The organism is Paraburkholderia sp. CHISQ3 (assembly GCF_030464945.1).
GTDB classification, from domain to species: domain Bacteria; phylum Pseudomonadota; class Gammaproteobacteria; order Burkholderiales; family Burkholderiaceae; genus Paraburkholderia; species Paraburkholderia megapolitana.
The window spans coordinates 546,569-566,654 of the sequence record NZ_JALPRG010000005.1 but is presented as its reverse complement, the minus strand read 5'-3'; the positions used below and the strand labels follow the sequence as shown (position 1 = coordinate 566,654).

The 20,086-nt window shown below is 58.2% G+C and carries 16 protein-coding genes; 8 read left to right on the top strand and 8 right to left on the bottom strand.

The genetic code is table 11. The annotated features are described in order from the left end of the window. Positions 1-849: 849 nt before the first annotated feature. The 8 genes from ribA (at position 850) to ribD (ending at position 10,209) form a co-directional block, all read left to right on the top strand. Positions 850-1,527: a GTP cyclohydrolase II RibA gene (ribA, locus tag M0D65_RS15095; RefSeq protein ID WP_266253395.1), complete on the top strand. Its 678-nt coding sequence runs from the start codon at positions 850-852 to the stop codon at positions 1,525-1,527. After that, entirely contained in the window at positions 1,527-3,221 is a 1,695-nt protein-coding gene (locus M0D65_RS15090; RefSeq protein ID WP_266253394.1) for a WD40 repeat domain-containing protein, read from the top strand. The genes ribA and M0D65_RS15090 overlap by 1 nt, the downstream gene beginning before the upstream one ends. Further along, the gene (locus M0D65_RS15085) at positions 3,218-4,225 is read left to right on the top strand and encodes an SUMF1/EgtB/PvdO family nonheme iron enzyme (RefSeq protein ID WP_266253393.1); all 1,008 of its coding nucleotides are present in this window, start codon (positions 3,218-3,220) and stop codon (positions 4,223-4,225) included. Before M0D65_RS15090 ends, M0D65_RS15085 begins: the two co-directional genes overlap by 4 nt. Beyond that, complete coding sequence (locus M0D65_RS15080; RefSeq protein ID WP_266253392.1) at positions 4,222-5,238, top strand: pyridoxal-phosphate dependent enzyme; 1,017 nt, start codon at positions 4,222-4,224, stop codon at positions 5,236-5,238. Before M0D65_RS15085 ends, M0D65_RS15080 begins: the two co-directional genes overlap by 4 nt. Positions 5,239-5,484: 246 nt before the next feature. Further along, complete coding sequence (locus M0D65_RS15075) at positions 5,485-6,825, top strand: ATP-grasp domain-containing protein (RefSeq protein WP_266253391.1); 1,341 nt, start codon at positions 5,485-5,487, stop codon at positions 6,823-6,825. Between the two features lie 327 nt (positions 6,826-7,152). Beyond that, a complete protein-coding gene (locus M0D65_RS15070; RefSeq protein ID WP_266253390.1) occupies positions 7,153-7,698 on the top strand; it encodes a bifunctional 2-polyprenyl-6-hydroxyphenol methylase/3-demethylubiquinol 3-O-methyltransferase UbiG in 546 nt (181 codons plus the stop codon). Next, positions 7,695-8,906: an MFS transporter gene (locus M0D65_RS15065; RefSeq protein WP_266253389.1), complete on the top strand. Its 1,212-nt coding sequence runs from the start codon at positions 7,695-7,697 to the stop codon at positions 8,904-8,906. The genes M0D65_RS15070 and M0D65_RS15065 overlap by 4 nt, the downstream gene beginning before the upstream one ends. Before the next feature lie 145 nt (positions 8,907-9,051). Further along, complete coding sequence (gene ribD / locus M0D65_RS15060) at positions 9,052-10,209, top strand: bifunctional diaminohydroxyphosphoribosylaminopyrimidine deaminase/5-amino-6-(5-phosphoribosylamino)uracil reductase RibD (RefSeq protein ID WP_308076666.1); 1,158 nt, start codon at positions 9,052-9,054, stop codon at positions 10,207-10,209. Between the two features lie 431 nt (positions 10,210-10,640). Here the strand turns inward: ribD and M0D65_RS15055 are convergent, their stop codons facing one another. The 8 genes from M0D65_RS15055 to M0D65_RS15020 all read right to left on the bottom strand — a co-directional run bounded on the left by M0D65_RS15055 (position 10,641) and on the right by M0D65_RS15020 (position 20,077). Continuing rightward, a complete protein-coding gene (locus M0D65_RS15055; RefSeq protein WP_266253388.1) occupies positions 10,641-11,681 on the bottom strand; it encodes a helix-turn-helix domain-containing protein in 1,041 nt (346 codons plus the stop codon). Positions 11,682-12,088: 407 nt separating this feature from the next. After that, positions 12,089-13,486: an MBL fold metallo-hydrolase gene (locus tag M0D65_RS15050; RefSeq protein ID WP_266253387.1), complete on the bottom strand. Its 1,398-nt coding sequence runs from the start codon at positions 13,484-13,486 to the stop codon at positions 12,089-12,091. After that, positions 13,483-14,544: a PLP-dependent cysteine synthase family protein gene (locus M0D65_RS15045; protein WP_266253386.1), complete on the bottom strand. Its 1,062-nt coding sequence runs from the start codon at positions 14,542-14,544 to the stop codon at positions 13,483-13,485. Before M0D65_RS15045 ends, M0D65_RS15050 begins: the two co-directional genes overlap by 4 nt. Beyond that, the gene (locus M0D65_RS15040; RefSeq protein ID WP_266253385.1) at positions 14,541-15,260 is read right to left on the bottom strand and encodes a class I SAM-dependent methyltransferase; all 720 of its coding nucleotides are present in this window, start codon (positions 15,258-15,260) and stop codon (positions 14,541-14,543) included. Before M0D65_RS15040 ends, M0D65_RS15045 begins: the two co-directional genes overlap by 4 nt. Before the next feature lie 59 nt (positions 15,261-15,319). Then, positions 15,320-16,909, bottom strand: coding sequence for a carbamoyltransferase C-terminal domain-containing protein (locus M0D65_RS15035; protein WP_266253384.1), 1,590 nt, complete (start codon positions 16,907-16,909; stop codon positions 15,320-15,322). Continuing rightward, on the bottom strand, positions 16,906-17,730 hold the full coding sequence (locus tag M0D65_RS15030; RefSeq protein WP_266253383.1) for an alpha/beta fold hydrolase: 825 nt from the start codon (positions 17,728-17,730) through the stop codon (positions 16,906-16,908). Before M0D65_RS15030 ends, M0D65_RS15035 begins: the two co-directional genes overlap by 4 nt. Next, positions 17,727-18,926, bottom strand: coding sequence for an LLM class flavin-dependent oxidoreductase (locus M0D65_RS15025; protein ID WP_266253382.1), 1,200 nt, complete (start codon positions 18,924-18,926; stop codon positions 17,727-17,729). The genes M0D65_RS15030 and M0D65_RS15025 overlap by 4 nt, the downstream gene beginning before the upstream one ends. Beyond that, positions 18,923-20,077 carry a hypothetical protein gene (locus tag M0D65_RS15020; RefSeq protein ID WP_266253381.1) on the bottom strand — a complete coding sequence of 385 codons (1,155 nt, stop codon included), beginning with the start codon at positions 20,075-20,077 and terminating at the stop codon, positions 18,923-18,925. Before M0D65_RS15020 ends, M0D65_RS15025 begins: the two co-directional genes overlap by 4 nt. Between the last annotated feature and the right edge of the window lie 9 nt (positions 20,078-20,086).

Here is a 20,086-nt window from a genome sequence, read left to right as displayed (position 1 = left end):
AAGTTTGCCGAAAAACTCACTCTCGTGCTGGTCCGGATTTCCTAATGCAGATCACAGTTGTATCCCTTTGCAGATTCGCTCCGCGGCACCCGTGCGCATCATCCTTCGGGGTCGGGCAAACCCCGATGAACCACGCTCAAGAGTAGGAATCTCCACTAAACCTGAGACAGTTCGATCGTTCGGGAAGTCCGAATGCTGAAGCCACCTCTCATAGGACGGATCGAGCGAACGCGGATATCTCAGGATGGGAGCGGGCGACTGTTTGGCGCGATCTTGAGGACTTCTGGCATTCTCTTGCCTACCCCTAAGCAGTTCCGTTAAGTACCATTGCTACAACGAACTCAGGATTTTCAAACGCTTGCTGGCGTTCCTTGATCCCTGATACGGGCGCCCGATAGATGATTACTGCTCCGGGTTTCTCCGTGATGTCGATGCCTTCTGAAGGCGATCCGTTTTAGTAGAAGCGACCTCTGGCAAGAGAGACGTACTGGATCGTGACCACTACAGGAAATGATTTTAACTTCGCAGAAAAATTCGGTTCGGCAGTCTCACCTTCTGGACGAAGATATTCTATGCGTTACATTCAGATGCACGCCATGCCATTTTTTTTCTCACTCTTGAATCGGGCCGACACGTCTGCTGTCCGTCCAGCAGCTATCAGGGAAGACATGCCTTGCTGTAGCGGTGAGCCATGAAGTTCCTGTGCCTATATGGACCACAGAAGTGGAGTGTCACGGTACCGAAGCTTGCGTCGAGCCTATCCATCCAATCCAGGTAAAGAAGAGGGTTGCGACCGATGTCGAAGAAAATAGTCGATCTCCTTATTTTATAAACAATTAGGAATGGAAAATGAATGATAGAGATACACGAATAATTGGCAACGTTCTTTCGGCAATCTCTCCTAACACGGAGCCCGCAGTAAGCAACATCGTAAACGTACCACTAGTCCTCACAAACGGTGAACTAGCGGCCTCGCAGATATTTTCTTTCTCGGGCTTACGAGACGGACGTGAACACTTCGCCATAAAGCTCGGCAATCCTCATCCAGAGACACCGGTGGTTCGCCTGCATTCAGAGTGCGTGACCGGTGATGTGATGGGATCTGCCCGTTGCGATTGTGGGCCGCAATTGAACGAGGCGTTGCTGCGCCTACACGAAGAAGGCGGCTTCCTGCTTTACATGCGTCAGGAAGGGCGCGGTATTGGCTTGTATAAAAAACTCGAGGCGTACCGATTGCAGGAAGATGGTTACGACACCTATACCGCCAATCGTATGCTGGGACACGCGGACGACGAGCGGGACTACGGAGCAGCGGTCGACATGCTGAACGCACTGGGAGTCAAGCGACTGGTGCTGTTGAGCAACAATCCCGACAAACGGGCGCAACTCCTCAAGGCCGGAATCCAGGTCGATTCGCTGATACCAACGGGGGTGTTTCTGCACGCGCATAACCGTCGTTACCTCGAAGCCAAAGTCAACCACACTCGTCACAACATCGATCTTCCCGCCCATCAGGAGTCCATCTAATGATTTCCCATCGTTCTCCCATTAGCGGTGTTGCCACGTTCGGCGGCCGTTTTGTCGCCACAGCAGGTTACGACAACCAGTTGATTCTCTGGGATGCTGGCCACAAGGTGCCAGTCGGCCGTGCGTTTCACGATCACCTTGCTAATCAGGTGGAATTCAGTCCGGACGGCCGGCACGTGGTTACTTCATCGAGCGATCACACGTCGCGGCTGTGGTCGGTGCCCGACCTCAAGCTTAGAGCCGTGTTCGGCGACCATCTCGACGACGTCGAAATGTCGGTGTTTCACCCCGGCAAGGAACTGATCGCTACGGCGTCGCGGGACCATCGGGTACGCGTTTACGATTTTCAGGGTGCCCTCAAGGCCTGTTTCGAAGGACATTCAGCCGATGTGATTTCCGTTGCGTGGTCGTCGAACGGTGACGAACTCATTTCATCGAGTGACGACGGCACCATCAAACGCTGGTCGTTGTCCGCCAACCGGCTGGTTGCCGATCTTGATCTGGGTGGCGTCGAAACCGATACGATCGCTGTTACACGTCAGGGTGTAATTTATGCTGGCAACGACGAAGGCGAAATTCTCGTCATCGATGGTGACAAGACGCGCCGTTATCCCGCGCACGCCGCCGGGATCAAGCGATTGATCTATCAGGCGAGCGAACACTTGCTAGTCAGCCTGAGCTACGATCGCACACTACGCATCTGGTCAACGCAAGGCGAGTTGACCGCACTGGCGAAGTCGGATCTACCGTCGCAGGTCTGGCCGCGATCGTGCGCATTCGTGGACAGCAAGACCCTTGCGTTTGCCACCTTCGGTACATCTTATGCGGTGTATCACGTCGATACCGATCGTTGGGACATGGACGGTGTCGGCTTTACGCCCGGTATCAACGCGGTGACGATTCACCATGGCAAGCGTCTGACGATCGGCGATGGCGGCGTGCTTCACATCGACGGCATTGCGTCGACAGATGTCGGTAGCCTGTGTAATTTCCTCACGCCTGTCGGCGAGCGCGTCGTGACGGGCGGGCAGATCGGCAAGGTCGTGGACGCGTTGACCAACGAGGTTCTGTTTCAGCATCATTCGCCGCTCAATTGCGGCGCAGCTTTCGAACGAGATGGCTTACCTCATGTCGTGATCGGCACGTACACGGGTGAGGGACTTGTATTTTCCATCGACGCGCAACGCGTGGTGAAACATGTAGCCACCTTGCCGCTACACGCGAATGCGGTCAAGGCTGTGGCGGTATCTGGGGGCAAGATATTTTCGGTTTGTGCCGATACAGGTGCATCGTGGTTTGCGGTCGACGACTTCCGCGAAACCGATCGCATTCGCGCTGCGCACTTTCGTATCGCCAACGGATGCGCTGCGCTACCTGAGGGCGAGTTCGTCAGCGTCAGCCGTGACCATAAATTGCGTATCTGGCGAACCGGTGGCGTTGCGGTAATCCAGACGCCGCATAAGCGATCGATCAAATGTGTTGCGACCTCAGACGACGGACGCTATATCGCTTCTGGTTCCTACTTCGGTACGGTCGCGATTTACGATCGCGCGGTATCTGGATGGAAGCCGACCGTGCGACCGACTCCAGCCGGCATCTCGTCAATGTGTTTCGACCCAGTGAACCGGTGTTTTCTCGCGAGTTCGTATGACGGCCATATCTACGAAATCGCTACCGGGGGGCAAAACGCATGAACGGCCGTGTGAATTTCAATCCGGCGGTGCACGCGACCGGTACCAATCCCAATCTGCTGTCACCACGCGAAGCAATGGGGCTCCCGGCTTCGCTCGTGGACCGGCTGGGGCGCGACGTGCTCAGCCGCAACCGCGATCTGCTGCGCGGTTCCGCTGCGGAGCTGGTTGCTGTACTGGAAGACCAGGACGCGTCGCTGCCGCGCCGCTTCGCGGCGGGGGCCGTGCTGGCGTTGGTGGGCGACCCACGTATCGACGTACTTCGTCCGCCGATGGTTGAGTTGCCTGGCGGCATGGTCAAGGTAGGGTTGCCGGTACAACGAATCGAGGATGTCGTTGAGCGTTGGCGGCACGTTGGTGTCGTGCGTGAATGGATCGAGAAAGAGTGTCCGGAGCACATGGTGCAGATCCAGCCGTTCGCGCTGGGCCGCTATCCGGTGACCCACGCCGAGTATCGCGAGTTCCTCGAAGACACGCAGGCACACTGGTTGCCCTCTTCGTGGCAACTGGGTGGCTACCCCAGTCATCTCGCGAATCATCCGGTTTGGACCGTGCCGCCCGAGGCCGCCGATGCCTACACCGCCTGGCTTGCACAGCGTACCGGTCGTGCGTTCCGTTTGCCTACCGAGACCGAATGGGAATATGCGGCGTCAAGCGGTGACGGGCGTGAATTTCCTTGGGGCAGCATATTTGAAGCCGGACGCGCGAACACCGTCGAAGACGGTCCTCTGTGCACCACGCCGGTCGGCATCTATCCAGCCGGTCGTACGCCTAGCGGCATCGACGATCTCGCGGGCAACGTCGAAGAATACACCGCGGACAACTACGCACCCTATCCAGGCGGGGCGTTCGTCGACGATGACCTACATCTGAAGCAGGGCACCTACCGTGTAGCGCGCGGCGGCAGTTTCTCGCGCTATGGCGATCTCGCGCGATGCGCGCGACGACACGGCTGGTATCACAGTCCGATCTATGCGATGGGTTTCAGGCTTGCGGAGTCCCTATGAATTCACTACCTGCGTTCGACGCTCATTTCGAACTGGCCGACGTTATACCGTTCGATACGTCCAGACTGCGCGCCCGGCATTCGGCGCTTGAGGTCTTCCATCAGCAACTTGGCGACACGGATTTGATCGAAGTGCCGGGTTATGCCGGCGGTGCGGCCATCGTTGCGAAACTCGAATGGCAGAACCCTGCGGGTTCGATCAAGGATCGTGTGGCCTATGCGTTGCTATGCGACGCATTGATGAAACACGACGATCGCCCGCTGGACGAACTGCGCATTCTCGAGTATTCAGGCGGTAATCTCGCCGGGGCGCTTTCCATGCTGTGCGGCGAGCTGGGTATCGCGGCGCGCTTCGTATTGTCTTCCGCGGCTCCGGGTAGTCTGCTCGAGCTGCTACGCGCGCGCGGCGCGTCCATCGAACTGGTAGACCGGGAGCTCGGCTTCTACCCCGTCATACAGCGCGCGCTTGAGATGGCCGCACGCGATCCCAGCTGGACTTTGTTGTACCAGCATCGCAATACGGTCAACATCGACGTTCACACGCAAACCACGGGCGCCGAACTCGTTTCGCAACTCGGCGATCGTGTGCCGTCTGCATGGGTTGCGTCGATCGGAACCGGCGGCAGTCTGGTTGGTGTCGCGCGCGCGCTTGACGTGCACTATCCGTCGCTGCGCGTGGTCGGCGTGACGCCTGCAGAATTGCCCTATGGCAGCGCTGCACCACCGAATGGTCTACCCAAATATTCTGGTTCAGGTGGTATGGGCAATAGGGTGTGCCAGCCGTTCGTGCAGGCCTATCGGCGCGCAGTCGAGCATCACTCGGTGTCGTTTGCCGACTCGCTTAAAGGCATGGTCGAATTCAGACAACTGACCGGCATCGCAATCGGCAGCTCCGCTGCCGCGAACTGGCTGATCGCCCGCGAACTTGCCCGCGAGTTACCGCGCGAAGCGACTGTCGTGACGCTGTTCCCTGATGCCGGCACCCCCGAGGAATGGAAACGAGCCCTCTCATGACCCATACGTTGACAGAACAGGCGCCTGAGCCGGGGGAATGTGCAGGCATGGTTGTTCGATTCGTTCAGGCCGTCTCCTGGAACCCAGGATGACATCTGGAGCGACGAGTCGGCGATACAGTTTTTCGCACCCGTAGCGTTACTCGAATCGGCGAACTGGGGCCCCGAACGCTTGCTGGCGATTCGAGGCACCTCCGATGCGAATTACCATTTTTTAGTTATCGTTTGCCACAGGGAGGCATGACAAATGCATATTGTGCTGGTGGAAACCACGTCGGTGCGCGGCTTCGACTGCGTCGCGGAAATGGTTGATGCGGGCATCGAGGTCACCTTCGTCGCGCAAAATCTACAGGCGCACAGAGCGGTGCAGGACGCCGCTCAGATGGCGCGGGCGACGCGACTGATCGAAGTTCCTGAACTCGGTCAAGACGCCAACCTGTATGCATTACTGCGCGAGCGCTGGGGACCGAGCTGTCCCGACGGAGTGATCTGCCGGCGCGAGTCATTCGCGCTTGAAGTCGCCGGATTGACCGAGGCGCTCGGCGTTCCTGGAGAAACGCGAGCAACCGCGTTACTGCTTGGCGACAAGCGAGCAGTGAGGCTGCGACTGGCCAGTGCCGGGATCGGGACGGTGCGCTGGCGTAGTGCCGATGGTCTTGATAGTGCCTTGGAGGCTGCCGACGCATTGGGTTATCCAGTCGTGATCAAGCCGGCAAACGGGTCGTTCTCACTGGGTGTCAGCGTCGTACACGACCGGCCAGCGCTGATTCGAGCATGGAGCGAAGCCGTACGCACTGCGGCGAGTTTTGCCGGAGGGCAGCCTGCGGTTCTGCTTGAAGAATACCTGACCGGTTTGCATGTCAGCGCGGAGCTGCTGGTGCAGGGCGGCGAACCGATCCTGCTCGGTCTTGCCGAACGCGACGCAGTCTCACCCGGCGTCACAGCGGAGACGGGCGGTTACTTCCCGGCGAGTTTCCCCGGCGCTGAACGTGCTGCGGAGTTTGCGCAGCAGGTAGTCAAGGCGCTCGGTATCTGCCATAGCGCAGTGCATATCGAGATGATGGTGACGCCGCGTGGCCCCGAGTTGATCGAAGTGAACGGCCGGGTGGCCGGGCACGTGGTGATGCAGCAGATCTCTTTAGCGCTGGGGCGGTCGGTGACAATGGATCTGGTCGCGCTCGCGACAGGTCGCAACATCTCGCCCCCGGGCGACCCTGTCTCCACCGTCGCACTTCGGCAGGTGTGGAGTGACCACGATGGGATCGTGGTGCGTGTCCAGCCGCCCGTCGAACTGCACCCGCAGGTGGTGTCGCATGGGTTGTTCGTCGAGACCGGCAGCCAGGTAGCTGCGTTGCGCAGCAATCCAGACCGGTTCGGTTATGTGCTGGCGAGGGGCGCGGACCGTAACCAGGCGACTACGATCGCGGTGGGTGCGGCGGCCCAGTTGCTGGGCCGACTGGAGATTGCCCGCATACCGCCGGTCGATTACGAAGAGGTACAGCCCTCTACGTCCGGAACCGGTCATGTTGGATCTCCAGCTGAGCTCACTCCCGTACCGCCGCTCGACCGTGCGGGCCCGGATGCCTAGACGACACCTGAAGACCTACCCCCGCTTGAGCGTCACCAGACCGCTGTGATCAGGTCTTCTCATGAAGGCCGCATAACGAAGGCACATACCGAATGATCAAAAAAGTGGACTGAATCTCGAACAAATCTATCAACCCCGTATTCGTTTCCGGAATTATTTTCAGTCACGCTAGTTGCTAGTCGAAGTAGACAAAGCGAATCGCTAATTTTCAGTGAGGACTTTCTCAAAATGACACCCTCTTCTTCATCAGAGTACGCATCGATTCTCGTAGAGAGTTTCAACCAGTGGTATGCATCTGGACGCGACACATGGTCAAACGAGCAAGCCATGCGGACGATGATTGATCCGATCCTGAACGCTCCCTCGCCCAAATTCCGGATTCTCGATATTGGTACAGGTCGTGGTTCTGATGCAGTTCGCCTCGCAGAAGCAGGCCACACGGTCACAGCGATGGATCTCTGCCGGCTGCCGGAGTGGGACGCTATCGAAATGTCTAGCACCATACCCATAACATTCATACAGCAGGACTTTCTGGATTGGGAAGGAGCGGATCCTTTTGACGTCGTAATAGACAATGGCTGTTTTCATCATCAGCACATTGACAAAGTTGGAGCCTACCTCGATCGAATCAGGGATCTGATGATTCCAGGGGGCATCTTCATGTTAAGCGTGTTCCATGACACCACCAGTCACAACGACTTCGAGATCGTCCTTTCCGACCGTAGGCTCGTAAGGATATATACCGTGTCGACGCTAAGTAAGCTCCTTGCCAAGTACGGATTCGAGGTGATGCGGCTTGAGCATTGCCAGCGAGCTTCAAAAGCTTTTCCCTACGACTATCTGTACGTGACCGCAGCAAGAGATCTTCCATGAGGGTCAGCCAGACATCGAGGATTCTTGCCTTGCGGGGACTCTGGCAGTTGATCGTGCTCCAGGCAGTCGCGGTTCCTTTCTTTCACGATCGAGGGCTCACGACCCCGGAAATATTCGTGGTTCAAACACTGTTCACAATAGTCCTGACCATTCTGGACATCCCGGCTAGCGTGTTAAGTGGACGCATCGGTAGACGTAACAGCCTTGTCGTTGGAGCGCTGGCAAAGGCGATTGGAGGAGTGCTGCTGGTTCCCAATTTTCATTTCGCGGGTATTTTGGGCGCGTACACAATGATAGCGATTGGGAATTCATTTTATTCGGGGGTAGAGTATTCGCTGCTATACGATGGCCTTCAATCGCATCGAGATCCGATGGCATCGCTAAAGCGGACCTTGGGGACGTCGTATGCAGTCACATTGTCGGCAACGATCGTGGCGAATCTGCTAGGTGGATTCATTGCAAAATATTTTGGATTTCAGACCGTAGCGAACGTGAATTCGATACTGGCGTTTTCGTCACTGGTCGTTACTCTTACTATTCGCGAGGTACCCGGCCGGAATCAAGATTCCAGTGTGCACCGCATCGAATTCAACGAAACTCTCCGTGCGGCAGCACAGATCCTGTTCTCACGTCAACGTCTTGCGATGGTCTGTCTGCTCGTTGTGATGGGTGTTGTTGGCCCCGTATTTACCACATTGCTTCAGATTCACCTATATGACCGACAGGTGGACCTGATATGGTTCGGCATTCTCATTGCGGCACAGAATGCTTTCGGTGCCCTGTTTGGTCTCTTGCTGCGGAGCTCGCTGGTGACTCGGCTCGCCCGTTTGCGCTCCGATATGGTAGTTCTGTTATCCGCAACAATCGCGTTTGGTTTATTGAATGTTGTATCTTTGCTTGCGCTACCGGCGGTCCTGGCCACAATGGAAGCCGCGAAAAGCATTGCGTTTGTGATCACTGGTACCGAATTCGCGTCATCCTATGAGTCGCGGGCGCGTGCAACGATTTCATCGATGCAGTCAGTTCTTATCAGAATCGGATCAATCGGCGCTAATGCTGCCTTGGCAATGGGATCGGGTTCCAGGGTGGGCGGTCGGCTGAGTTATGGCGTAGCCATAATGCTCGCCGCAATATCGATTCGATATTTTATTTGGCCACGAAATACAGGTAAGGCGTCGTCTCCCGGCGTATCGGATATCGCAAAATAACGAGTATGGACGACGCCCAGTTCAAGCATCGCGAGCCATCATGGAAACAAGGCGGTCTCGAAGATGAAGCGCAACATCAGAACGGACGTTGAGAGTGGGAAGATCGAATACGTCGATGAATCGCTTAACAGGATGGATTGACTCTGTGACCAGACACGAAGACTTTTATCGCGCCAACGTCGACATTATCAACGTGCGTATGCGCGAAGCACTAACGCTTGCCGCCGATGCAATTGGTCTAAGCGATCCGAATCCGCGTGTAGGCTGCGTGATAACCGACGCATCGAATCGCGTGATCGGCCGCGGGCACACCCAGCAGGCGGGGGGGCCGCACGCGGAAGTAATGGCACTACGCGACGCGGCCGCACATGGAGAACTGCTGAAGGGTGCAACTGCCTACGTAACGCTTGAACCTTGCTCGCACTTCGGACGGACGCCGCCCTGTTGTAACGCATTGATCGATGCTGGGGTGGGGAGAGTGGTGACCGCATTGCGTGATGCCAATCCGGTTGTAGCGGGTTCAGGCATTGAGCGACTGCGCGCGGCCGGCGTCGACGTGATCGAGTTCCCGGACAGTGCGCTGGTCGACGATGCGCGGCGCCTGAACGTCGGTTTCCTGTTTCGCATGCAGCATGGGCGACCGTGGGTACGCATGAAAGTGGCAGCGTCGCTTGACGGCAAGACCGCATTGCCGAATGGAGACAGCAAATGGATTACCGGCGAAGCCGCCCGACGGGATGGTCACGCATGGCGGCGGCGTGCGGGCGCGGTGTTGACAGGTGTAGGCACTGTGCTGGCGGACGATCCGCAACTCGAAGTCCGTATGGTTCAGACTGTTAGACAACCGTTGCGGGTCGTAGTCGATTCGACGCTACGCATGCCGGCCGGTGCTCGTCTGTTGAACACGGGCGGACCAGTGAGAATCTACTACGCCCATGAACAGGAGGACCGCAAGCGCTTTCTTGAATCCCGTCGAGCCGACCTGCGGCGTCTGCCCGATGTTGCGGGTCGCGTCGATCTGCAGCGGCTAATCGGCGAGCTGGGGCAGGACGGTGTCAATGAACTGCATGTGGAAGCTGGGGGTGAACTTAACGGCGCGTTGATTTGCGCAGGCCTTGTGGACGAACTGCTGTTCTATGTCTCGCCGCGGCTGCTTGGCCCAGGGCGCGAGCTGGCGGCGCTTGCGACGACTGGAGCGCTGGGCGAGCGTCCCGCTTTTGAGTTCCACAGCGTCGAGAGTGTCGGCGAGGATGTCCGGCTGATCGCCGTGCGTCGTGACGCGCAGAGGGTAGGTTCGACATAGCGTGCGGCGCCAGTTGCTTCTGCGGGCAACAGCCGCGAGTATTCGAACCGCTTGTTCAAATACTCGGATGCGCTCCATCGAGATTGACCGTCATGAGCTGCAGCGCATAGGTCCCCCATTTGCGCCGATCCCAGAGTGGCTCCATATTCAACCGTATTGACCAGCGCTCTGCCGCTCATGCTGCGAGTTCGGGCTCTCGCTGAGGACCAGGTGCTAACCGCGGCAAGAGCAATTGTGATCGCACGCTCGCATCCGATGACGAAGCCATCACGTCCAGGTAACCGATTTAGCCTTATGCTCCCGCAATCCCCGCGTCTATTCGGTGATCCGGTTCGGCCGCCGTCCTCCCGCCCTTGACCGCGGCCAAGGGCGTAGATTTCGTTCTCTTCGCCGTCTTCGGGTTCGTTTACCAGCGATTAACTGACTCGGGCTTAGGGGATTTCACTTATCAGACTGTCCGAGCTTTCACGGTCACCAAGCTTGCTGGAGGGCTGATGATGAGAATTCAATTCTCGACGGTAAGTTGTCGGCAATGCTCCCAACTGCTCCCGGAAATGCTTGCGCAGTGTCGCTGCACCATGGAAGCCCACCGTGAAGGCTATCTTCTCTATCGGCAGATTCGTCTCCTCAAGGAGCTTGCGTGCCCGCATCAATCGCTCCATCATCAACCACTCACCTGGTGGCGTGCCCATTGCGATGCTGAATCTACGCTGCAGGCTACGCGGGCTCATCGCCACTTCAGCCGCGAGGCGGTCGATGGACCAATCTTGTTCAAGTGATGACCTTACCTTATCGATCAAGGCAAGAAAGCGCGCTCCAGCCAGTCTGTTCAAAGATCCACTTTCGTGCCGAATATTGGCGCGCTCGTGTCGCGGCGGTATCACCATTCGCCGGGCGACCTTATTGGCCGCATTCATGCCAAAATCTCTGCGTACCAAATGAAGGCACAGGTCGATGCTAGCTAGGCTACCGGCCGAAGTTAGAACATCGCCCGCATCGACATAGAGTGCATTGGGCTCCAGAACCACAAGCGGATAGAGGCGAGCAAACGCGGCCGCGTGCTGCCAGTGCGTCGTCGCCCGTTTGCCCGAAAGCAAACCCGCGGCAGCTAGCACAAACGCGCCAGCACAGAAAGATAGCAGGCGGGAGCCGCGTTGATGAGCCGCTTGCAATGCGGTACAAATAGCAAGCGGAACCGGAGCCTCTGGTCCTCGCCAACCTGGCACAATGATCGTGTCGGCCTGTCGAAGCATTTCCAGACCTCCGTGAGCTTGCACGAGAATGCCTCCTGTTCCGTGCAGATCGCCCGACTCAGCAGCCACAACCGCAAAGCGATACCAATCGGATCCCATTTCGATGCGTGGCAGATCAAAAACCTCCACAGCACAGCTGTACTCAAAAGTATCTAAGCCGTCGTAGGCGAGAAGAGCAATGAGACGGCCGGCGGCGGAAAATTGTGGGTTCTGGGACATGCTACAACTCCAAGCCAGTTAAAGATTCAACCCGTCGAGCAAGTGGTTGACGTTACTCAATAGATAGACCTCAATTGGCCGAGAATGACTACGTGGAAGGAGTCCTCGTCTACCGAGTGAGCACGATTGTGCCCAGTGGAATGTCCTCAGTAGAGGTGGCTCCGGAGATCCACAGGATGGGAGGCGCGTTACCCCAGCTATGAAACGTTCTTACGCCTCTGCGTATTTGTGAAAACCATCGACAAATCGAAGTTGTTTCGCGAAATAAAACGTCACTACAACCCTGCGCCGCAAGTGCAATCTCTCCGGACGCCATCTCGTCTCTGCATTGCCTCAGTGTGCGTTCGGACCGCGGGCTAGAATTCGAACGGAGCCCTTTACGATTGAACTCTCGCTGGTGGCTTCGCTCAGGTTGCATCACTAGAGACGACGCTACCGAGACTGGCAAGCTGATGAGCGATCACGCGCTCAATCTGGGTGTCGTAGGCGTATCGGCTGCGCAATGGTTCCGCGATCGTGCGTGGTGGCGGATAGGTCAGACCTTGCTGATCGACTTCATATGCCGAAACAAAGCTTCTGAAACTTCCGCTCAGCAGCAGGTAATCCCAGCCACGTGTACCTTCTATCAGACCGTGAAGTGCGGACGCGGTCACTGTCGATTCGAGATTCGCATGCTCTGAAGGACCGGGGTTTGCGGTTGGCTGTTGTTCTGCGAGATGGTAGTGCCACTGCTCGGTACGTGTCGGCGATACCACGGTTAACTGGTAGATTACATTCCATCGTGCATATGTATCGCGTATGTCTGCGCTAAGACTGGCGATATATCGTGGCAGTTCAGCGGTGCACTCGTGGACAATCTCGCGCCACTGCGAAGCGTCGTCGCTGTGTGCGGCCGCCTCGGAGGGGTGAACAAATGGCACTCCGAAGGTAACGGGCGAAAAGCGAGGCTCGCTATCCGCAGTTGCCACTAGCGACGCAAACGGGCTCGCGCCACACTCGTGCGTTACCGTCGCTGTGCCGTTGGCCTGCTCGTGCAACGTAACGATATCGGCTGGCCGCGCACTGTAACAACGGCCGGCGAGTCCGGGGCAGCGGTGCAGAAGCGCGTCGGTGAATCGCACGGGTGTAAGCGGAAACACCAACTGGTTCATATATTCTGCTGGCGGCAAGTACGAGAACATGCATGCGCCGGGCACCACATGGCGCGGTGCGATGCGCGCGATCTGCTCAAGCATTGCTCCGACCCGCTCGTACGGAAATGCCAGAGGGCGATTGAGTGGGAAGTTATTCTCAAGAAGTGGCTGCCACGGTGCGATCAGCAAATCGACAGGCCCGTACTGTTCGGCGATGCGCGTTGATGTCGCTGCGCTGACAATTGTATCGACGACGTTCCACAGCACGCACGAGCCGTCGCGAACGATTGCGCCGAATTCCGGCACGCGGTTCTCGGACCGGGTGATTGTGATCTGCACTTTTCCGAGTGTCAGTTCGTCGAAGTCCTGTACCCGTTCGACGTTCCGGTAACCAAGCCTAGTGAGCGCGCGACTGAGAAGGTCGTCGTCGGGGATTATTACACGGCATTCTCGCGGCAAATTTGCCAGGGTCTCGACGTCGAAGTGATCGAGGTGGCGGTGCGTGATTATGAGCAATACTGGATACAGCTCGTCGAGTTTGTGCAGTGTGCGCTTCGGAAAGATGTCGAGCAAACCTTCCTGATGAGATGATCCAAACACCGGATCCATCAAAATATTGCCTTCGCTGGTTTCGATCAGCAGGCTGGCATGGCCGAGGAAATGTACTTTCATGCTTGATCCCTCCCTGAGAGCGTATGTACGAACGGGCACGTCATGTTGTTGACTTGAAGGCCGTGCGCTGCGCACCACGCGTTGTCGAAAAAGGTATTCAGGTATGGGCGCGTGCCATCGGGTAGCAGCGCGACGACATGGCGCGCGCTACGGCGCGAGCACGTCTCATCACAAAAACGTAACGCGGCGGCAACAATCGCGCCCGATGAGGGGCCCGCGAGCAGACCCTCGCGTTCGAGCAGCGCCTGGCTTGCGCTGCGCGCGTCAGCGTCAGTGACCTCGTACACGTAATCGACGTCCGCGACGCTCGCGACGGCGGGCACCTCGTCGTTGCCAATCCCTTCCACGAGACTACCGGTAAACTGCGTTGAACGTCTGTGCCAGCGAGCTGAAAATGCGCTGCCCGGTGGTTCGGCGAGCACAATGTCAACGTCCGGACGTTGTTCTTTCAGAAAGCGGGCGACGCCATGTAGCGTACCGCCGGTGCCTGCTCCACACACAAGTGCGCCGATCTGCCCTGCGGTCTGATGCCATAGCTCGCGTCCGAGGCCTTCGTACGCGTTGTGCCAGTTCATTGGATTGCCGAACTGGTTCGCGAACCATGCACCCGGAATCTGGTGCACGAGCCGGCGCGCGGTCGCGTTGGCCGAATCTGGATGATCTGCCGGTAGCCCAGGTTTGACCAGATGCACGGTAGCGCCGCATGTGCGCAACAAGTTGATCTTGTCGGGTGTGGTCGTGTCGGCAACGATCAGCACGACACGGTAGCCGAGTACGGCACCGGCCATTGCCAGCCCGACCCCTGTATTACCGGAGGTGGTCTCGATCACCGTTCCGCCAGGCGCGAGCCGACCTTCTCGCGCAGCGTTCAGCAACAGTGTGCGCGCGAGACGATCCTTGACGGAGCCGCCGGGGTTCATAAACTCGCACTTCGCATACAGGCGGTCCGACGTCGTGGGCTGCGCGGCTTGCAGTCGATCGAGGCAGACGAGGGGCGTGTTGCCGATAGCGTCCGCAATCGATGGGAGGGATCCCGGTAAGGGGGCGATGCGCTTCATATCGTGGACTTGTATAACAGGTAGCAACCGAGGCTCCACGGAACTGTGACGCGCCCGTCCTTGTGTAGCACGGGCCGCAACCAGCGCTGCACGTGCGAGCGCAACTTCTCAGTCGATATCTCAAGCCCGAAGAGGCGCGCGATGTAGGCGAGCGCGGACGGTTCATCATCAAACTGCCAGTCGGTCTCCACGCACTCAGTCCACCCAACGTGGAGTCCCGACCGCTCGGCGAGCAGCTCGACAAAATGGCGGTCAAGAAAATCGACTTCGTGGCCAGTGCGGCAATAGCGCTGCACGACGTGATCAAAGAACCGCTGCGCACTCGTGCCGAACTCGACGTCCACGAGGAGTAGCTCACCTGACTCCTTCAGCACACGGCGGATTTCGTCGAAGGCGACGGCCTTGTTCTGCACATGGTGAAAACTCGCCATCGAGAACACCAGATCGACTGATGAATCAGGTAGATCGATATGCGACGGGGTAGCGACAAGTTTGCGCATACCGGGCAGTACCTGCAGATGGTCAAGCATGTACGGCGACGGATCGCATGCCACCAGTTCGCCATGGACTGCCAACTGGTTGCTCAGCGTTGGTGTCGCATATCCGGAGCCTGCTCCAAGTTCAACGATGCGCTGTACCGGCTCGCGGCGCCGTTGCGCGAGCGCCCAGGCGGCAGCCTTCAGTTCCTCTGCGCGGGCTTCAGGCGCGGCGCGCATTGCATGCTCGTAGTCTGCAGCACGCTGACGGTCGAATTCGATAAACATGGATTGCTCACCTAGTTTGGTTTGACGTGAAGGTGATCACCGACGCAGAGTGCGTCGAGCGCCACGGCCCGATAGAACTCTTCACTTTGTGCGGCGACCGAGAAGATCGGGCTACCGCCTTCGTTCAATGATGTGTTGAGCAAAATGGGCACGCCGGTACGAGCCTCGAACGCGCGCAGCAGTGTGAGAAATGGATCCGGCGGCGCGCCGGGACCGTCGGCAACGGTTTGTACGCGCGCGGTACCGTCCTCGTGGACAACCGCTGGAATCGACGCACGGCGCTCCGGCCGCACGTTTACCGCGCGTAGCATGTAGCGACTCGAGCCGCTCATCTCAAACCACTCGGGCGCGCGGCTCTCGAGTACGCTCGGCGCGTAAGGACGCCAACTTTCGCGCAGCTTGATACGGGTGTTGATGATGTTCTTCGCGTCAGCGATGCGCGGGTCCATCAAGATCGAGCGGTGGCCAAGCGCACGCGGCCCGAGTTCACCCTTCCCCTGGTGCCAGGCGACAATCTTGCCCGCCGCCAGCAGGTCGGCGACCTGTTCGATGGTCTGCGGCGATGGTGCTGGTTCGACTGGATCGTTTTGCCAGTATGGGAAACCGGCGTTCGAAAATGGTGGCTCGTCGTGCTGGATGCGGAGCAGTTCGAGACAACCGAGCGACAGTCCACCGTCGTATGAATGCGGTGGAATGGCGAGCAGCGGAAAGTGGTGTGCGAGCAATTCGTTACATACGACGTTTTGCGCACAACCGCCTGCATACAGCACAGTTTCATCCGGCCGGCAGTACCGCTGGAAGAAGCGAAGCACATATTCAGCGACGCCGTGGTGTAGTGTTGCTAGCCAGTCGCGGAACGAAGGGTTATCGAACGAAAAGAAATCGTTGCCCGCACGCGGCGCCCAGCGGCGCGCGATTTCGTCTACGACAATGTCTGGTGCAGCCTCCGGGGCCGTGCCACGCCATGGCAGGGTCAGGATCAGATCATAGATACTGGAGTCGGCGATTGCGTCAAACTCGATCGACTGTAGATACGCGTGATCAACGTCGCCATAAGCCTGAGCACCCATCACCTTACCAACCAGGTCTTCAAGATTGCCAGACAATTTCATGAGCATGCCTATCTTCTCAAATAGCATGCCGAACGAGCGACTACTGCTGCTGAATACCAACTGCGGCGTCTTCGATCCGGGCGCGCGAATCACTGCCTGAGAGTTGCCGTTGTCGCCGTTACCATCAAGCGCAATCCCTACCGCGGTCTCTGATGTGGCAAGTATTGGCCAGCCGCTCAACACATGCGCGTAGTGATGATCAACACACCACGTCGGCACGTTCCCGAGAAACGGAAGTACGGGCTTGCTTGCAGCGAACAGCTCGCCAGGTGCACAACGGCCAAGCCCATTTCGCTGGCCATCGGAGAAGGCGACCGCGTCGACCCGGTCGATGCCCCATTCCTTGCACGTTCGCTCGACAAAATCTAGCGTTGCGCGATGATGCTTAACCCCCGTCATCCGCTCGGACTTTGCATAGTAGACACGCCCATTAGCGTACGCACACATGTTGCTGTCGTGACGACCCAGATAAAACGCAACGAAATTCATGAGGTTCTCCCAGTTGGCGAGGACTTGGTGGTGAGAAAGGTGTGAATTACCCCTGCGGTTTCCTCGGGGCGCTCAAGCATTGGTAGATGACCGCAACGGGGAATCACGCTTAGCGTCGCGTCAGGCAACAACTTGGTGAATGCTTGCGCGTATGCAGGCGGGGTGAAGCGGTCGTCAGCGCCGGCAATGACCAGCACGCGGCGCCGCAGATGGCGGAGGCGCTGGTGGAGACCGTGCTCGGCGAATGGCCACATAACGCGACTCAATGCGTTCCGGCCTCGCGGCGGCCAGTGCGCACGCATCTGCTGCGCCTCCGGATGCGTCGGGTCGTGCCACAGCAGCGCGGTGGCATCTTCGCCGCCGAGCGCGAGCAGATTTGCGAGCGGATGCGTATCGAGCCAGAGACCGAGTGGTGCGATCAGGACCAGCGGTGCGGCTGGATCTGGTGCGAAGCATGCAAGCTCCGCAGCGAGCATTGCTCCGAGCCCTTGACCGATCAGCAGCGGCCGCGCCGTAAGACCTACGCCAGCGTACCCGCTCGCGACAACGCCGGTCTCATCGCCTGCAGCTGCATCTGTACTTGTGTCCAGGCATGTCTCATACAGACGCGCGGCGCATCCGGTCAACAGATCAAGCAGCGGATTCCTGCCAGGTGGCGTGTGCATTGCGATGTCTGCTGCAAACACGGCGGACAGAGCCAGTGGCGACAATAGCTGCAGGCAGCGTTCAGGCAGAACGCTTTCGATACCGCCGAGGTACATTGCGCGCATACGCAACAGGGAGGCAGTGCCCAAAATCGCGGATGAAACGGATTTGTTCATATGAGCCCCCCATGGGCCGTACGGCGCGGCATCCATCGGTCGGTGTGTTCCGCGTGAAGGCTACGCAGTCGCGGCATTACTTCTGCGGCGAATAGTCGCGCGTTCTTTGCAGTCTGTTCGGCTGATAGTGTCCCGACCTGCAGAATGCAGATCAGATGACCGATCCTGCATTGCTGTGCCAGCTTCCGCAGTGCGGCAGTCACAGTTGCGGGACTGCCTGCGATCACCTGACCTCGCTCGACATAGTCCGCGTAACGCAGCGGCGCAGCAGCGGGTGTAGTGCGCGCTGGCTGCGTGGGCGAGTTATCCCCCGGTGCATCGGTTACTGGAAGGTGCGCGAACATCGGCGCGCCTGCCGTCACAGTGCCGAAGAAATGCTCGATGGCCTCCGCGTACTCGCGCTCAGCCACTTCATCTGTCTCGCTGACACAAATGACCTGTGCGAGTGCGAAGCGGTACGGGTTGTCATCCCAGCGTTTGGCGTAGACGGTCGACCAGTACTCATCGAGGAACGCGACGGTCTTTTGCGTGCCGCCGAACGACAAATAGCAATAGCAGTATCCTTCCTCCGCCGCGAGCGCCCACGTGTCCTTGCTGCCAGTGCCGGGTAACCAGATCGGAGGGTGTGGTTGCTGCACGGTGCGTGGCCAGACGTTCACGTGCGCAAGTTGCGTATATGTGCCATCGAAGGCAAAAGGTTCGTCTGCGGCCCATGCCTCGCGAACCAGCCGATGCGCTTCGTTCCAGCGACTGCGTAGCTCGCCTGGCGCGACGCCCCCTGCAAAGCACGCGTCCATCGGTGTACCGAGCACGAAACCAGCCACTAACCGCCCGCCCGATAACACATCGATTACAGCAAGCTCCTCGGCGACGCGTGTCGGTGGGTTGTACAGTACAAGACTGTTGCCGAGCACGATGATCGCCGCATCGCGCGTTTCGCGAGCCAGCACGGCGGCGAACAGGTTGGGCGACGGACTGACGGAGCCCGCATATTGATGATGCTCGTTGACGACGAGGCCATCGAAGCCGAGCTGGGCGGCGGCCCGATAGCCTGCCAGCGTGTGTTCATAGAGCTCTGCCACGGTCGCGGCATTGCAATGCTTGCGCGCAGGCGTGACCCACATACCCCCACCTCCGGCAAGCGCTTCCTCCGGCAGGTGAGGATAGGTGAATTCGACGAACCAGTGGAATTTCATGGCGTTTCAACAAGGTCGTTGAAGAGATCTTCCATCAGTTGCGACGCAACGTAATCCTCGATCAGTACGTCAGTACGACCCTGGCGAACGAGGCGTACCTGGGCACCGATCTCGGGTGTGCGACCAAGGTTGTACAGATGGTCGTCATGAGTGGCGTTACGCAGATGCTTGAAGGCCTCGGGCCCGACGTAACCACCGAGGTGATCGCAGCGTCCCGTAGCCAGATGAAACGTACCGAAGATCTTCTCGTCCTGAATTTCGGCACCGGTTACGGGCAGACGCGACGTACCGAGCCCGAATTCGCAGAGCACCGCGCTTGCCGGGTCTTCTATAAAGCGATTAAGGCCAACCGCGAGCGTATCTGCATTGCCATCGAGCAGCGTGCCGTCTACGACGCTTCCGTTCTCCACCTTCAAGGCTGCAAGCGTGCCGTCCGGGAACTTGTGTGGAAATACACCGTGCGCACTTTTTGGCAGGAAATACACCTCACCATCGGGAAGATTCTCGACGTTGCGATGCCCCGGCGGGCAGCGTCCCGCACTCTTGCCCGCATGGCGACCACCGAGTTCGATGTCGAGACGAAAGGTTTGTCCGCGATACGTAAAGTCGATCTCCGCACGTTCAGCAGGAGACAGCGCGGCCTTGAATCTGTTGGTGGTTTCACCTACTGTGCGGTAGTCGAGACACAGACCGCTATTTATTACGTCGCGATTGATACCGTGCATCGTGGCTGCGCGAAAGCCAGTCTTACGCGCCAGCACCAGCAGTGGTGCAGTGGCAGAGTGGGTCGTCAGACACAAAAGGATGGTGTACTTCGAGCAGATTTCGTCAACGAAATCGATCATCTTGCCTTGTGGGGTGAACGCTTCTTTCGGCAATTCGGCGTTACTACCTGACACTGTCTTGTATGCAAAGAAGTCAACTGAACCCAGTCGAAGTCGCTCCGCAACACCGGCCCGCAGAGGCTGATAGAAATCGCTATGTGCAAGTGCCTGTAGTTCGAACTCGGGGTTATCCAGGAAGCGGAAATTTTCGACGAGGGACGGGTCGGGCAGATCGATCAGGATAGCGAGGCGCTCTCCAGGTTCGGGTTCGAAGCTGCTTTCAATAAGACGATACAAATCGAAAGGAGGGAAAGTGAGATCTGTCATGGTTATGGC

Coding starts and splice junctions, on each gene's coding strand:
- M0D65_RS15030 (WP_266253383.1), bottom strand. CDS start 17,730: ATGAACAAATCCGTTTCATCCGCGATTTTGGGCACTGCCTCCCTGTTG.
- M0D65_RS15025 (WP_266253382.1), bottom strand. CDS start 18,926: ATGAAATTCCACTGGTTCGTCGAATTCACCTATCCTCACCTGCCGGAG.
- M0D65_RS15075 (WP_266253391.1), top strand. CDS start 5,485: ATGCATATTGTGCTGGTGGAAACCACGTCGGTGCGCGGCTTCGACTGC.
- ribA (WP_266253395.1), top strand. CDS start 850: ATGAATGATAGAGATACACGAATAATTGGCAACGTTCTTTCGGCAATC.
- M0D65_RS15050 (WP_266253387.1), bottom strand. CDS start 13,486: ATGAAAGTACATTTCCTCGGCCATGCCAGCCTGCTGATCGAAACCAGC.
- M0D65_RS15065 (WP_266253389.1), top strand. CDS start 7,695: ATGAGGGTCAGCCAGACATCGAGGATTCTTGCCTTGCGGGGACTCTGG.
- M0D65_RS15080 (WP_266253392.1), top strand. CDS start 4,222: ATGAATTCACTACCTGCGTTCGACGCTCATTTCGAACTGGCCGACGTT.
- M0D65_RS15085 (WP_266253393.1), top strand. CDS start 3,218: ATGAACGGCCGTGTGAATTTCAATCCGGCGGTGCACGCGACCGGTACC.
- M0D65_RS15090 (WP_266253394.1), top strand. CDS start 1,527: ATGATTTCCCATCGTTCTCCCATTAGCGGTGTTGCCACGTTCGGCGGC.
- M0D65_RS15055 (WP_266253388.1), bottom strand. CDS start 11,681: ATGTCCCAGAACCCACAATTTTCCGCCGCCGGCCGTCTCATTGCTCTT.
- M0D65_RS15035 (WP_266253384.1), bottom strand. CDS start 16,909: ATGAATTTCGTTGCGTTTTATCTGGGTCGTCACGACAGCAACATGTGT.
- M0D65_RS15020 (WP_266253381.1), bottom strand. CDS start 20,077: ATGACAGATCTCACTTTCCCTCCTTTCGATTTGTATCGTCTTATTGAA.
- M0D65_RS15070 (WP_266253390.1), top strand. CDS start 7,153: ATGCGGACGATGATTGATCCGATCCTGAACGCTCCCTCGCCCAAATTC.
- M0D65_RS15045 (WP_266253386.1), bottom strand. CDS start 14,544: ATGAAGCGCATCGCCCCCTTACCGGGATCCCTCCCATCGATTGCGGAC.
- M0D65_RS15040 (WP_266253385.1), bottom strand. CDS start 15,260: ATGCGCGCCGCGCCTGAAGCCCGCGCAGAGGAACTGAAGGCTGCCGCC.